The sequence below is a fragment of the Spirillospora sp. CA-294931 genome (genome assembly GCF_050946795.1).
In the GTDB taxonomy this organism is placed as follows: Bacteria; Actinomycetota; Actinomycetes; order Streptosporangiales; family Streptosporangiaceae; genus Spirillospora.
Genome location: NZ_CP192006.1, coordinates 417,174 through 431,087, shown reverse-complemented (window position 1 = coordinate 431,087; position 13,914 = coordinate 417,174). Strand labels below are relative to the sequence as shown.

9 protein-coding genes are annotated in these 13,914 nt (G+C 70.0%); 6 read left to right on the top strand and 3 right to left on the bottom strand.

Going from position 1 to position 13,914, the window contains the following annotated elements; translation table 11 throughout:
• Window positions 1–170 precede the first annotated feature (170 nt).
• From pdhA to ACQPY4_RS02090, 3 genes are read left to right on the top strand one after another with little or no spacing between them, the layout of a single operon-like run.
• Window positions 171–1,316, top strand: a complete 1,146-nt coding sequence (gene pdhA, locus ACQPY4_RS02100) for a pyruvate dehydrogenase (acetyl-transferring) E1 component subunit alpha (RefSeq protein WP_433331796.1) — start codon at window positions 171–173, stop codon at window positions 1,314–1,316.
• The gene (locus ACQPY4_RS02095) at window positions 1,313–2,308 is read left to right on the top strand and encodes an alpha-ketoacid dehydrogenase subunit beta (RefSeq protein ID WP_433331794.1); all 996 of its coding nucleotides are present in this window, start codon (window positions 1,313–1,315) and stop codon (window positions 2,306–2,308) included. Before pdhA ends, ACQPY4_RS02095 begins: the two co-directional genes overlap by 4 nt.
• Entirely contained in the window at window positions 2,280–3,662 is a 1,383-nt protein-coding gene (locus ACQPY4_RS02090; protein WP_433331792.1) for a dihydrolipoamide acetyltransferase family protein, read from the top strand. The genes ACQPY4_RS02095 and ACQPY4_RS02090 overlap by 29 nt, the downstream gene beginning before the upstream one ends.
• Window positions 3,663–3,726: 64 nt before the next feature.
• Here ACQPY4_RS02090 and ACQPY4_RS02085 read toward each other — a convergent pair whose 3' ends face one another.
• From ACQPY4_RS02085 to ACQPY4_RS02075, 3 genes are all read right to left on the bottom strand, one after another.
• Window positions 3,727–3,972, bottom strand: a complete 246-nt coding sequence (locus ACQPY4_RS02085; protein ID WP_433331790.1) for a DUF6458 family protein — start codon at window positions 3,970–3,972, stop codon at window positions 3,727–3,729.
• A gap of 136 nt (window positions 3,973–4,108) precedes the next feature.
• The gene (locus ACQPY4_RS02080) at window positions 4,109–5,596 is read right to left on the bottom strand and encodes an OmpA family protein (RefSeq protein WP_433331788.1); all 1,488 of its coding nucleotides are present in this window, start codon (window positions 5,594–5,596) and stop codon (window positions 4,109–4,111) included.
• A gap of 143 nt (window positions 5,597–5,739) precedes the next feature.
• On the bottom strand, window positions 5,740–7,575 hold the full coding sequence (locus ACQPY4_RS02075; protein ID WP_433331786.1) for an acyl-CoA dehydrogenase: 1,836 nt from the start codon (window positions 7,573–7,575) through the stop codon (window positions 5,740–5,742).
• Window positions 7,576–8,086: 511 nt separating this feature from the next.
• On the opposite strand from ACQPY4_RS02075, the gene ACQPY4_RS02070 reads away from it, so the two are divergent.
• From ACQPY4_RS02070 to ACQPY4_RS02060, 3 genes are read left to right on the top strand one after another with little or no spacing between them, the layout of a single operon-like run.
• Window positions 8,087–9,358: a glycosyltransferase family 2 protein gene (locus ACQPY4_RS02070; protein ID WP_433331784.1), complete on the top strand. Its 1,272-nt coding sequence runs from the start codon at window positions 8,087–8,089 to the stop codon at window positions 9,356–9,358.
• A 2-nt stretch (window positions 9,359–9,360) separates the two neighbouring features.
• The gene (locus ACQPY4_RS02065; RefSeq protein WP_433331782.1) at window positions 9,361–11,919 is read left to right on the top strand and encodes a right-handed parallel beta-helix repeat-containing protein; all 2,559 of its coding nucleotides are present in this window, start codon (window positions 9,361–9,363) and stop codon (window positions 11,917–11,919) included.
• A 1-nt stretch (window position 11,920) separates the two neighbouring features.
• The gene (locus tag ACQPY4_RS02060; protein WP_433331780.1) at window positions 11,921–13,897 is read left to right on the top strand and encodes a right-handed parallel beta-helix repeat-containing protein; all 1,977 of its coding nucleotides are present in this window, start codon (window positions 11,921–11,923) and stop codon (window positions 13,895–13,897) included.
• Window positions 13,898–13,914 lie beyond the last annotated feature (17 nt).

Below are 13,914 nucleotides of genomic sequence, written 5' to 3'. Positions count from 1 at the left end.
CCGGACGGGTAGGGATCGGTTGTGCGTCCTCGGAAAGCGGGGCTTGCGCCGCATAGTGTGAGGTCTGCCACGATGGCATTAGCGGCATTTGTCCTTATCGGGACGATGTCACTGACGTCGGCCGGCACGCGGCGATCCCGCGTTCCGGCCCCGAACGAGGAGTGTCATCAATGACGATCGACTCCGTGCGCGGGGCGCCGGACACCCCAGAGCTCGCGGACAGCGAGCTCGTCCAGTTGCTCACACCCGAGGGCGAGCGGGTCGAGCACCCCGACTACCCGCTCGACGTGACCACCGACGAGATCCGCTCGCTCTATCGCGACCTGGTCATCGTCCGGCGGATCGACCTCGGCGGCGTGGCGCTGGCCCGCCAGGGCGAGGTCGGGCTCTGGGCCTCGCTGCTCGGCCAGGAGGCCGCCCAGATCGGCTCCGGACGGGCCCTGAACGAGCACGACATGGTGTTCCCGACCTACCGCGAGCACGGCGTCGCCTGGTGCCGCGACGTCCCGCCGGTCAACCTGCTGGGGCTGTTCCGCGGGGTCAACCACGGCGGCTGGGACCCGGCCGAGCACGGTTTCCACCTGTACACGATCGTGATCGGCAGCCAGACGCTGCACGCCACCGGGTACGCGATGGGCGTCCAGCGCGACGGCATCCTCGGCACCGACAAGGCGGGCGCCGTCATCGCCTACTTCGGTGACGGGGCCACCTCCCAGGGTGACGTGAACGAGTCGTTCGTCTTCGCCTCGGTCTACAACGCTCCCGTGGTCTTCTTCTGCCAGAACAACCAGTGGGCGATCTCCGAGCCGCTGGAGAAGCAGTCGCGCATCCCGCTGTACAAGCGCGCGCAGGGCTACGGCTTCCCCGGCGTCCGCGTGGACGGCAACGACGTCCTGGCCTGCCTGGCGGTGACCCGCAAGGCGCTGGAGAACGCCCGCACCGGTCAGGGCCCGACACTCGTCGAGGCGTTCACCTACCGGATGGGCGCCCACACCACCACCGACGACCCCACGCGCTACCGGCTGAAGGCCGAGGAAGAGGCGTGGAAGCTCAAGGACCCGATCGAGCGGGTCAAGGCCTACCTGGTCCGCAACGACCTGGCCGACACCGCCTTCTTCGACGAGGTCGACGCCGAGGCCAAGAAGATCGCCGACCAGGTCCGCAAGGCGTGCCTGGCCCTGCCCGACCCCAAGCCGCTGTCGATGTTCGAGCACGTGTACGCCGAGCCGCACGCGCTGATGACCGAGGAGCAGGAGCGCTTCGCCGCCTACCTGGCCTCTTTTGAAGGATCCCAGGGCGAGGAGGTGTCGTCATGACGCGAACGGTCGAGGCCCTGACGCTGGGCAAGGCGCTGAACGAGGGCATGCGCAAGTCCATGGAAGACGACCCCAAGGTCCTGATCATGGGCGAGGACGTCGGCAAGCTCGGCGGCGTCTTCCGGGTGACCGACGGGCTCCAGAAGGACTTCGGCGAGGAGCGGGTGATCGACACCCCGCTGGCCGAGTCCGGCATCATCGGCACCGCGATCGGCCTGGCGCTGCGCGGCTACCGTCCCGTCTGCGAGATCCAGTTCGACGGCTTCGTGTTCCCCGCCGCCGACCAGATCATCACCCAGCTCGCCAAGATGCACATGCGCTCGCTGGGCGCGGTGCAGCTCCCCGTCGTCATCCGCATCCCCTGCGGCGGCGGCATCGGCGCGGTCGAGCACCACAGCGAGTCGCCGGAGAACTACTTCACCCACACCGCGGGCCTGCGTGTCGTGGCGTGCTCGAACCCGTCGGACGCCTACACGATGCTCCGCCAGGCGATCGCCTCCCCCGACCCGGTGATCTTCTTCGAGCCCAAGCGCCGCTACTGGGACAAGGCCCCGGTGGACGTCGAGGCGGCGGCCTCGGAGTGGACGCCGTTCGACGCCGCGCGGGTCGTCCAGCCGGGCGAGCACGTGACCGTCCTGGCCTACGGCCCGGCGGTGAAGACCTGCCTGGAGGCCGCGGGAGCCGCCGCGGACGAGGGACGGTCGCTGGAGGTCATCGACCTGCGGTCGCTGAACCCGCTCGACATCGCCACCGTGACCGACTCGGTGAACCGGACCGGCCGCTGCGTGGTCGTGCACGAGGCGCCGGTCTTCAGCGGCTACGGCGCCGAGCTGGCCGCGCGGATCACCGAGCGGTGCTTCTACCGGCTGGAGGCGCCGGTGCTGCGCGTCGGCGGCTTCTCCACGCCGTACCCGCCGTCCCGCCTCGAAGACCACTACCTGCCCGATCTCGATCGCATCCTCGATGCGGTCGACCGGACCTTCTCCTGGTGACGCCGTGACCGAGCTGAAGAAGTTCAACCTGCCCGACGTCGGCGAGGGCCTGACCGAGGCCGAGATCGTCAAGTGGCACGTCAAGCCCGGCGACGAGATCGAGGTCAACCAGACCATCGTCGAGATCGAGACCGCCAAGGCGATCGTGGAGCTGCCGAGCCCGTTCGAGGGCACGGTGTCGGAGCTGCTGGTGAGCGAGGGGCAGACGGTCGACGTCGGCGTCCCGATCATCTCGGTGGGCGTCGGCGCCGAGGGGGAGGCCGCTCCCGCGGCGTCCACCGAGCCTGTCCCCACCCCGCAGGAGCCGGGCGCCGTCACGCCGGACGAGCCCAAGCGCCAGCCCGTGCTGGTCGGTTACGGGGTCAAGCCCGGGGCCACCAAGCGCCGTGCCCGCAAGGACACCCCGGCTCCCTCGGCACCCGCCCCGGCCGCAGCGGCCCCGGCTCCGACGGCACCCGCTCGTCCACAGCCTGTGGACAACGGAACGCTCCCGCTGGCCAAGCCGCCGGTCCGGAAGCTGGCCAAGGACCTCGGTGTGGATCTCGCGGCGCTCGTCGGCAGCGGGCCCCAGGGCTCCATCACCCGCGACGACGTCCACGCGGCCACCCGCGCCCCGGCCCCGGCGGCCCCGGCCGACCAGGGGGCGCGCGAGGAGCGGATCCCGGTCAAGGGCGTGCGGAAGGCGACCGCGGCGGCGATGAGCGCGTCGGCGTTCACCGCGCCGCACGTCACCGAGTTCCTCCAGGTGGACGTCACCCGCACGATGGAGACCGTACGCCGCCTCCGCGATCTTCCCGAGTTCTCGGAGGTCAAGGTCTCGCCACTGCTGCTGGTGGCCAAGGCCCTGCTCACGGCCGTCGCGCGCAACCCGTCGATCAACTCGGTGTGGGCCGACGGCGACGGCGGACCGGACGAGATCGTGGTCAGGCGCTATGTGAACCTCGGGATCGCTGCGGCGACCGAGCGGGGCCTGATCGTCCCGAACGTCAAGGACGCGCACGCGATGTCGCTGCCCGAGCTCGCCCGGGCGCTGACCGCGCTCACCGAGACGGCCAGGGCGGGCAAGGCCAGCCCGGCCGACATGTCCGGCGGCACCATCACGATCACCAACATCGGCGTGTTCGGGATCGACACCGGCACCCCGATCATCACGCCGGGCGAGTCGGCGATCCTGGCGATCGGCCAGATCCGCGACATGCCCTGGGTCCACGAGGGCGAGCTGGCGGTCCGCAAGGTCACCACGCTCGCGCTCTCGTTCGACCACCGCGTGATCGACGGCGAGCAGGGATCGCGGTTCCTGCGCGACGTCGGCGACATGCTGGAGGACCCGATCCGGATCCTGGCCTGGCACTGACGGCGGAGCGCGCCGATCGCGAACCCGGGCCCCACCACCCGGCCCGCGATCGGCGCGCGGCCCGTCACTTCGGCGGGGGGTTGTCCCCGTCGTAGAGACGGTCGCGGTGGTTGTTGTCCGCGCCGTTCTGCGTGCGCTGCTGCATCTTGACCATCATCAGCAGCTGGAGCGCGAACGAGACGCCGCCCACGATGATCAGGATCACCCCGATGACATGGATGTCCACCGGGTCTTTCATCGCGTCCTCGCGGATCGCGAACTTGAGGATCAGCCCGAGGGTGATCGTGAAAATGCTGACGCCGACACCCATGCGATGACCTCCGCCAGACGATCCGTAACCGTTCTCTTTAACTATCCGCCCGACCGGCTCGTCACACACCCCCCAGAGCGCCCTAAGAACTCAAATCACGACCGAAACGGCCCCGAGGGGCGGGGCGCGCCGTGGATCAGCCGGTGACCGGGACGTTGTTGACGTTGCCGAAGGGCCCGCCGTCGAAGGTGACGGTGGTGGGGTTGCCGGGGGGCATGGGGATGTAGGCGAAGCCCCGGACGGGCTCGTTGGCGCCGGTGCGGAAGGTCGCGCGCCCCGGGTCGACGTAGGCGGCGCTGCCACCGCTGGCCGCCTGGCCGATGCGGACGGCGCGGTAGACGTCCTTGCCGTTGGGGGCGACGACCGAGAACGAGGTGAAGAACCCGCCGGGGTAGTCCTTGTGCGGGTAGGCGGCCTCGGGCGGTGTGGTGCCCGGACCCTCGTTCGTCATCTCCCAGACCGCGACCAGGTAGGCGCCGTCCCGGTAGAAGGGCTTGACGTCCAGGCGGCGCTTGGCGCCGTCGAACCGGCCGAACCGGCTGGCGACGGTCTGGCCGTCCTGGGCGCGGAAGGCGGCGGGCGTCACCGCGCCGCCCCGGCCGTCGGCGGCCGCCGTGGTCGAGGTCGTGGCGCCGGGCGCCTCCTGCCGGACGACGTAGGAGATCTCGACGCGCCGGTTGCGGGCACGCGCCTTGGCGTCGTCCTTGCCGCCCTCCTTGGCGATCAGCTCGGCCTCGCCCTTGCCGTGCGCGGAGTACTTGAAGGTGCCGCCGAGCCGGTTCTTCAGCTCCTTGGAGACCGTCTCGGCGCGGTCGCGGGAGAGCTTGAGGTTGTACTGGTCGCTGCCCTTGCTGTCGGTGTGGCCGTTGAAGGTCAGCGGGCGCTTCTGCGGGTCGGCCTTCTGCTTGATCTCCGCCGCGGCCTGGTCGAGGATCTGCTTGGCCTGGCTGGAGAGCTTGGCCGAGTTGAACGCGAACATCACGTCCGAGCGCAGGTTCATCTTGACGTCCGAGCCGCTGGACGTGACGTCCTTGATCTCGCCCTCGGTGATGTCGTAGAGGTCGAGGGGGTTGCCCGAGCCGCCGCTGGGCTGGCCGCCCCCCGGGGCGTCGCCGGTGCCGGTCACGGGGACGCCGGTGAACTCGCCCGCCGTCCCCTGGGTGAGGACGGTGACCTTCTGCGCCGAAGCGGGCAGCGCCGGGTACTCGGCCGTCATCTCCCGGGTGGCGCCCGGGGCGAACGACTCGGCCGCGGGCGCGGGGGCGCTGGGCTTGTAGAGCTTGCGGCCCACCGGGTCGAGGATCGCCGGCGCGAACGGCACCGACTTGGCGGCGGTGTCCTTGGAGGTGACGCTGTACTTCAGGACGGCCTTGCCGCTCTGCCGCTCGACGCCCTTGATCTCCACCGTGGCGTGCAGGCCCTGCGCCGCGCCGAACCACCCTTCCTTGACCGGCTTGCCGCCGGTCTCGGGCGAGGGCGTGGCGGACTTGGACTCGGACTTGCCGTCGCCCTTGGCCCGGGGCGGATCTGACTTGCCCGCCTTGTCGGAGTCGGAGCATCCGGAGGCGAGCAGCAGCCCGGTGAGGGGGACGGCGAGCTGGACGGCGAGTCGGCGGGCCGGCATGGGAACTCCGGTTCATTCGGGGGCGCAGACGGGTCGGTTCCGGGCCAAGGGTAGTGATCCGGTGCCAATGCCGCAGCGGCCCCCGCCACTCGGGGTGACGGGGGCCGCCGTCGCCGTAGCCGGCGTCAGCTGGGGTCAGCCGGTCAGAAGGACTCCTCCGGGAGGTCCATGACGTCCAGCGTGGTGGCCTCGGTGACGGCGCGGTCGGAGGACAGGCGCGGCAGCACCGTGGAGGTGAAGAACTGCGCCGCGGCGACCTTGCCGTTGTAGAACACCTGGTCGGAGTCGGAGACGTCGCCGCCGCCGAGCTTGGCCAGCGCCACCTCGGCCTGGCGGCACAGCAGCCAGGCCACGATGAGGTCGCCGAGGGCCAGCAGCAGGCGGGTGGAGTTCAGCCCGACCTTGTAGATCTCCTTGGGGTTCTCCATGGAGCCCAGGGCCCAGCCCACCATCGGCTGGATGATGCCCTCGACGTCCTGGAGGCCCTGCGCGAGCAGCGCCCGCTCGGTCTTGAGGCGGCCGTTGCCCGCGTCGCTCTCGGCGAACGCCTTGATCTCGCCGGACAGGTGCTTGAGGGCCTCGCCGTTGTCCCGCAGGATCTTGCGGAAGAACAGGTCGAGCCCCTGGATGGCCGTGGTGCCCTCGTACAGGGTGTCGATCTTGGAGTCGCGGATGTACTGCTCGATCGGGTACTCCTGCAGGAAGCCCGACCCGCCCAGCGTCTGCAGCGACTCGCTGCCGAGCAGCGCGTAGGCGCGCTCGGAGCCGAAGCCCTTGACCAGCGGGAGCAGCAGGTCGTTGAGCTTCTCGGCCAGCTCGTCCTTGCGGCCCTCGTGCTCGGCGATCTGCACGGCGTCCTGGTAGGTGGCGGTGAGCAGCACCAGCGCCCGCATGCCCTCGGCGTAGGCCTTCTGGGTCATGAGGCTGCGGCGCACGTCCGGGTGGTGGGTGATGGTGACCCGGGGCGCGGCCTTGTCGGTCATCTGGGTCAGGTCGCCGCCCTGCACGCGCTCCTTGGCGTACTCCAGGGCGTTGAGGTACCCGGTCGAGAGGGTGGCGATGGCCTTGGTGCCGACCATCATCCGGGCGAACTCGATCACCATGAACATCTGCTTGATGCCCTCGTGGACGTCGCCCACCAGGTAGCCGATGGCCGGGTGCTTCTCGCCGAAGGTGAGCTCGCAGGTCGTGGAGACCTTCAGGCCCATCTTCTTCTCGACGTTGGTGACGTAGGCGCCGTTGCGCTCGCCGAGCTCGCCGGTCTCCAGGTCGACCAGGTACTTGGGCACCAGGAACATCGACAGGCCCTTGGTGCCGGGCCCGGCACCCTCGGGGCGGGCGAGCACCAGGTGGAAGATGTTCTCGGCCATGTCGTGCTCGGCCGAGGTGATGAAGCGCTTGACGCCCTCGATGTGCCAGGTGCCGTCGGGCTGCTGGACGGCCTTGGCCCGCCCGGCGCCGACGTCGGAGCCGGCGTCCGGCTCGGTCAGCACCATCGTGGCGCCCCACTGGCGGTCACGGGCCAGCTCGGCGAACTTCTTCTGCTCGGGGGTGCCGATGTTCCAGAGGATCTGGGCGAAGCCGGGGCCGCCCGAGAACATGTGGACGGCCGGGTTGGAGCCCAGCACCTGCTCGGCGGCCGCCCAGGCGAGGCTGCGGGGGGCGCCGATGCCGCCGAAGTCGGGGACGAGGTCCAGCCGGTACCACTCGGCTTCCATGTAGGTCGCGTAGGACTTCTTGAAGCTCTCCGGCATGGTGACGGTGCCGGTCTGGGGGTCGAACTTCGGCGGGTTCCGGTCGGAGTCCTCGAAGGAGTCGGCCAGGGCGCCGGTGGCAAGGCGGTTCACCTCCTCCAGCACGCTGCGCGCGGTGTCCTCGTCCAGCTCCGCATACGGGCCGCTGCCGAGAAGCTCCTGGCGTCCGAAGACCTCGAAGAGGTTGAACTCCAGGTCCCGGAGGTTGCCCTTGTAGTGCCCCATTCGAACACTCCGTTAGATCCGGCGGCGGCTCGCGCCCCGCATGGCGTACCGATTAGTAACTCGCCACCATGCTACCCGCTGGTAACCAGCGCCAACCCCGCCGCCGTTGCCCAATTCCGGCGTTCGCGACACATTCCTCGGGTCCCTTGGATCGAAATGTGACACGAATCACATCCTTGACGGGGCACCTTCTCGATCTTGACCCGGAAACCGGACAAAACAGACAAAATAGGACTTCGACCTATTTACAGGGACTCCGACTCCCAGTCGGAGGTTTCGGAAGCATGTCCGTGAGTGATCCACGACATTGCCTGGACATCGATTAAGCAACTTTTGATGACTTTTTCTTGACCCAGGGGTGCCCGAAGGACTACCCCCTTCTGCCCCACGAGTCACTTTGACCCGGTCCACCCGACCTGAACCTTTTGGCAAGCTGACCACTCTTACTGGTGGTTGGCACGGGGCCGCAAGGGTCGGCAGCTCACCCCGGAGCCGCACGTGAGGAGGAGTCTTGTCGTCTGTCACTGGGTGGCTGAATGACGCCTGGGAGGCGATCGCGGGCGCCACCGCAGGCGGAGACTGGCGGAAGTTCGTTCCGCTGGGCTTCGCCGGGCTGCTCGTGTGGGGGCTCTGGCTCTACCGGATCATCCTGTCGCGCATGGACAAGCCGGTGGTCAACAACTTCCGGACGACGGTCTCCGTCGTGGTCCCCTCGTTCCGCGAGGACCCCGACATCCTGATGAACTGCCTGGAGAGCTGGCTGGGGCAGAACCCCAGCGAGGTCATCATCGTCATCGACATCGCCGACCAGGAGGCGCAGCGCAAGCTCGCCACGGTGACCGACCCCCGGCTGCACGTGCTGGTCTACGAGCACTCCGGCAAGCGCTCGGCGCTGGGCGTGGGCATCCGCGCCGCCCGGGGCGAGATCGTCGTCATGGCCGACTCCGACACCTGGTGGCAGCCGGGCCTGCTGGACTCGGTGCAGATGCCCTTCGAGGACCCGCAGGTCGGCGGCGTCGGCACCCAGCAGAACGTCTTCCAGCGCGAGACCAGCGTCTGGCGCCGCATCGCCGACTGGCTGGTCAACCTGCGCTACTACGACTACGTCCCGGCCATGGGCAGCAAGGGCGGCGTCGCCTGCCTGTCCGGCCGCACCGCCGCCTACCGGCGCGCGGCGATCCTGCCGGTCGTGGAGAACCTGGAGAACGAGTTCTTCCTGGGACGCCGCTGCATCGCCGGCGACGACGGCCGGCTGACCTGGCTGGTGCTCTCGCAGGGCTACAAGACCGTGCACCAGCAGTCGGCGCGCGCGATCTCGATGTTCCCGGACAAGTTCAGCGCCTTCTACAAGCAGCGCGTCCGGTGGAGCCGCAACTCCTACCGCACCTACCTCACCGCCCTCTACAAGGGCTGGCTCTGGAAGACCCCGTTCGTCACCAAGGTGACCGTGCTGCAGATCCTGCTCACGCCGGTCACGATGGGCGTCACCCTGGGCTACCTGATCTTCAGCCGGATCCTGGAGAACCTGACCCCGCTCGGCATCTCGCTGGCCATCGGCTGGGTGCTGCTCGGCCGCGGCATCCGCGGATACTCGCACCTCAAGCGGCACCCGATGGAGATCTTCCTGCTGCCGCTGACCGCGCTGATCATCATGATGATCTCCCTGCCGGTCAAGCTGTACGCGTTCGTGACCATGAACAAGCAGGGCTGGCTGACGCGCTCCGCCGACCAGGTCGGCGGCGCCGGCCAGAGCGCCGCCTCCCTGCAGGGAGTGGGGAAGTAGAGGTGACCTTGCCGCACCGCCATCCGACACGAATCCGGGCCCCGCGGACCCGGGCCCCGCGCGAGCGGGGCCGGGGAGCCGGGGGTCTGGCACGCCGGGCCTTCGCGCTCACGGCCGCACTGGGGCTGGGACTCTCCGTCCCGGTGGCGCTCGCGCCGGGCCTCGGCGGCCCGGTGGCGCACGCCGACCCCGTGGAGGACGCCAAGCGGCAGGCGGCTCTCGTCGACCAGGAGGACCAGCGGATCATGCAGATCCGCTCGGTGCTGGCCGCCACCCTCCAGATCGGCGGCAACCAGACCGCCAACTGGAAGCGGCCCCTGGTCTACGGTTCGAGCCACGGCAAGACCCTGGTGCTTCCGCCGACCAACAACGAGAAGCCCTACACCCCGGCCGACCTCGCCAAGATCGGCGGCAAGTTCTTCAGCAAGCTGCCCGACGGCTCCTACCTGGTCGGGGCGCACATCTTCGTGGCCGACGGCGCCAAGCTGCTGCTCAGCAACCCGGCGGGCAAGCTGGTGCTGCGGATGGGCAGCGTGCCCGGCTCGTTCAGCTCGATCGTCAGCTTCGGCGGGCAGATCCAGATCGAGGGCACGCCCCAGCGTCCGGTCGAGATCAGCAGCTTCGACCCGCGCACCCGCCAGACCGACACGCTCGTGACCGACGGCCGCCCCTACATCCGCGCGGTCGGCGGCCAGTTCAAGATGAAGCACGCCAACGTCTCCAACCTGGGCTTCTGGAGCGGCCGCACCGGCGGCATCGCGCTGACCGGCACCGACCGTCCGCAAAGCGCGGTCAAGCACCTCAACAAGGACCAGCGCCACGCCGCCAAGAAGAAGCGGATGGAGCAGAACCAGCAGGGACGCGGCGGCGGTGGCGGCCCCGGCGACATCCAGCGCGAGACGCCGGGCGGCACCGCCACCCACGTGCCCGCGGCCGACCTGGTCACCGGGTCGATCGAGGGCAGCACGATCACCGGCGACGCGTTCGGGCTCTTCGTCTCGGGATCGAACCAGACCCAGATCCTCAACAACAAGATCGACAAGAGCCTGGTGCACGGCGTGCTGATGCACCGGTTCGCCAAGAACGCCAACATCCGCAACACCCAGGTGACCGGCAGCGGCGGCGACGGGTTCGTGCTGTCGCGTGCCACCGAGAAGGTCACGATCGCCAACTGCACGTCGGACGGCAACGGGCGCAACGGCTTCACCGTCAACAGCACGGCGCTGGCCGACGGCCCCTCCGCCTCGGGCGAGTCGCTGGAGAGCTTCAGCGACAACACCATCAACAGCAGCGTCGCCAGGAACAACGGCCACTACGGCGTCGAGCTCCAGGGCGGCAACAAGCTCTCGGTCTCCAACAGCAAGATCAGCGGCGGCGACATGGGCATCGTGGTCCGCTCCGCCGCGCGCGACGTGCAGATCTCGGGCAACCAGATCCAGCTCGTCTACAACGAGGCCAAGAAGCTGGGACGCCAGGGCATCTCGCTGCGCGACGGCGTCCGCAACGCCAACATCGCCGGCAACACCGTGATCGGCGCCCGGACCGGCATCTACCTGCGCAACTCCACCGGGAAGATGGTCGGGAACCAGATCCAGGGCGCCAGCGCGCACGGCATCACGCTGCGCGGCTCCAACGGCGGTTCCGAGGCCCGCAACAACACCCTGAGCGGACGGGGCACCAGCGCCGTCAGCACCTCCGCGTCCAGCGGCAAGGTGGTCTCGTCGGACAACAACACCGACGGCTGGACCGACACCGCGTCCCTGTGGATGAAGGCCCAGCGCTACATCAAGCCGATGAACATCATCTGGGTCGCCGTGTTCGTCATGGTGATCTTCTCGATGCTCCGTTCCAAGGAGATGCGCGCCGCGCGCATCGGCCTGCACCCCTACCGTTTCCAGGACCCGCTGGAGAAGCGCCCGGTGTGGAGCCTTCCCCGGCGCGGGGCGGGCCCGGCGCAGCCGGTGCCGGTCGGCGCCGGTCAGGCGGCCATGCCTGGACGCCCGGCGGTGGGACGTCCCGTCGGGACGGTCTCGCCCGCACCCGCCCCCGTTCCCGCGCCGGCGCCCGTCGGGGCGGCGGTGGCCGGAGCGGCCGTGGCCGGAGCGGCGGTCACCCGCGTGGGCGCCGCGTCGCCCTCGCCCTCCTCCTCGCCGGTCGCGCCCCTCCCGTCGTCGAACGGCGGCAAGCAGGGCCGGGGCAAGCGCGGCAAGGACAAGAAGGAGAAGAAGCGCGACAAGGGCAGGCGCGGAGCCCCGCCGAGCCAGGAGCCGGTGATGCCGCTCGGCGCGCCGCCCGCGCCGCCCGCGCCGCGGTCCAACGGGCGTAACGGGACGCCGCAGGGCGGCCAGAACCCGCACCGCCCGAACCAGCCGCAGCAGCGCGGCCCGCAGGGCCCGCCGCCCAACGGACGGCCGGGCCCGGCCCAGGGGGCGCCGCCGAACGGCCAGGGCGTGCCGCCGAACGGCCAGAACGGCCAGGGCGGGCGCCCCGGCGCTCCGCGGCCCTCCGCCGCGCCGACGCCCGTCCAGGGCGTCCCGCGGCCCACCAGGAAGGGGCGCTGACATGACGACACCGCCGAGCAGCGGTCCTCCCACGCCCCCGCGCGACGCCGCGCCCCGGAAAAAGGGGAAGGCGGGGAAGGTCGTCACGACCGTCCTCGTCCTGGGGCTCGCGGGCGGCGGCACCTACGGCTACCTGGAGTGGACCGGCAAGGGCGACGACCTTCCGGGCGTCAAGGACGTCACGCAGGAGGCCGCCAAGACCCAGGCGACGCTCGTCGACCAGGAGGACACGCGGATCATGACGGTCCGCGCGTCCCACGAGTCGGCGCTGCAGGCGGGCGGGGCGACGGCGGCGCAGGTCCGCCAGCCCTATGAGGCCAACTCCGCCAACGGCCAGACGCTCGTCCTGCCCCAGCGGCGCGAGCCGTACTACGTGGCCGACCTGGAGAAGCAGAAGGCACTGGAGAAGCAGACCGACGGCTCCTACCTGCTCAGCAAGGGCATCATCGCGGCCGACGGCGCCAAGGTGGTCCTGCAGAACTCCTCGGGGCCGCTGACCATCCGGATGCGCAGCATCCCGGGCAACTTCACCGCCCTGGTGAGCTTCGGCGCCAACTTCAAGGTCAACGGGTCGCCGCAGAACCCCGTGCGCTTCACCAGCTGGAACGACACCACCCGTGCGCCGGACACCAACCCGACCGACGGGCGCTCCTACATCCGCGCCATCGGCGGCGAGTTCAGCATGAAGCACACCCAGGTCTCGAACCTGGGGTTCTGGAGCGGGCGCACCGGCGGCCTGTCGCTGACCGGCACCGACCGTCCCGACTCGGCGGCCCAGCGGCTCACCGCCGCGACCGCGCCGAACCGGGGCGTCCAGCTGCCCAACGGCGGCCGGGACAGCACCCGGGGCAACCGGGACGAGATCGAGGTCACCGCCCCCGGCGGCGGCAAGGGCACCTCCTTCCACGTGCCCGCCGCCAACCTGGTCAGCGGCGTGATCGACCACACCACGATCACCGGCAACGCCTACGGGCTGTTCGTCACGGCGTCCAACCAGACCCAGCTGACCAACAACACCATCCGCGACAGCCTCGTGCACGGGGTGCAGCTGCACCGGTTCGCCAAGAACGCCGTCATCGAGAACACCACGGTCTCGCGCAGCCGCGGCGACGGGTTCGTCCTGTCGCGCGGCACCGAGGGCGTCCGGGTCACCAACTGCACCGCCGAGGGCAACGGCGGCAACGGCTTCAGCCTCAACGGCGAGGCGCTGTCCGACGGGCCCTCGGCGTCCGGCGAGTCGATCAACGCGTTCGGCGGCAACACCGTGATCAGCGCGATCGCCAGGAACAACCGCCGCTACGGCGTGGAGATCCTCGGCGGCGACAGCGTCTCGCTGCAGAACAGCCGGATCTTCGGCGGCGACATGGGCATCGTCGTGCGCGACAAGACCACCAAGGTCCAGATCTCGGGCAACCAGATCAAGGACCCGGCGCGGCAGGGCATCGTGCTGCGCGACCAGGTCGCGGGCGGCACCGTCTCCGGCAACGTGATCAGCGGCGCCGAGACCGCCCTGTACGTCCGCGACGCCAGCGGTGCCATCACCGGAAACACCGTCCAGTCGGCCAGCCGTCACGCGGTGACGCTGAAGGGCAACATCGCCGGGACGCAGCTGTCGGGCAACACGCTCAGCGGCGCCGGGACCAGCGTCATGGACGTCGACGAGGCGGTCGGCAAGTTCACCGACAGCGCCAACAACGTGAAGGGCTGGCACAAGACCGCGGGCTTCTGGACGTGGGTCAAGCGCGTCTTCAAGCCCATGAACCTCATCTGGTTCGGCGTCTTCCTTCTCGTCGGAGTCTCGATGTACCGTTCGCGTTCCTCCGGGATGCAGATCGGACGCCGCGGCGCCCACCCCTACGAACTCCAGACGAAGATGGAGGAACGACCCGTACGGCTGCTGCGTCGTACCGCGGGCTCCTCCGCGCCGGGCGGTCGCCCTCCGGGCGCGGCGCGAGCGGGCGCGCCGGCCCGCCGGTAGCCGGGTCGACGAGCTAG

Bases quoted from the DNA above. Each gene is read 5' to 3' on its own strand.
- pdhA (WP_433331796.1), top strand. From the start codon at position 171: ATGACGATCGACTCCGTGCGCGGGGCGCCGGACACCCCAGAGCTCGCG.
- ACQPY4_RS02080 (WP_433331788.1), bottom strand. From the start codon at position 5,596: ATGCCGGCCCGCCGACTCGCCGTCCAGCTCGCCGTCCCCCTCACCGGG.
- ACQPY4_RS02090 (WP_433331792.1), top strand. From the start codon at position 2,280: ATGCGGTCGACCGGACCTTCTCCTGGTGACGCCGTGACCGAGCTGAAG.
- ACQPY4_RS02060 (WP_433331780.1), top strand. From the start codon at position 11,921: ATGACGACACCGCCGAGCAGCGGTCCTCCCACGCCCCCGCGCGACGCC.
- ACQPY4_RS02095 (WP_433331794.1), top strand. From the start codon at position 1,313: ATGACGCGAACGGTCGAGGCCCTGACGCTGGGCAAGGCGCTGAACGAG.
- ACQPY4_RS02075 (WP_433331786.1), bottom strand. From the start codon at position 7,575: ATGGGGCACTACAAGGGCAACCTCCGGGACCTGGAGTTCAACCTCTTC.
- ACQPY4_RS02085 (WP_433331790.1), bottom strand. From the start codon at position 3,972: ATGGGTGTCGGCGTCAGCATTTTCACGATCACCCTCGGGCTGATCCTC.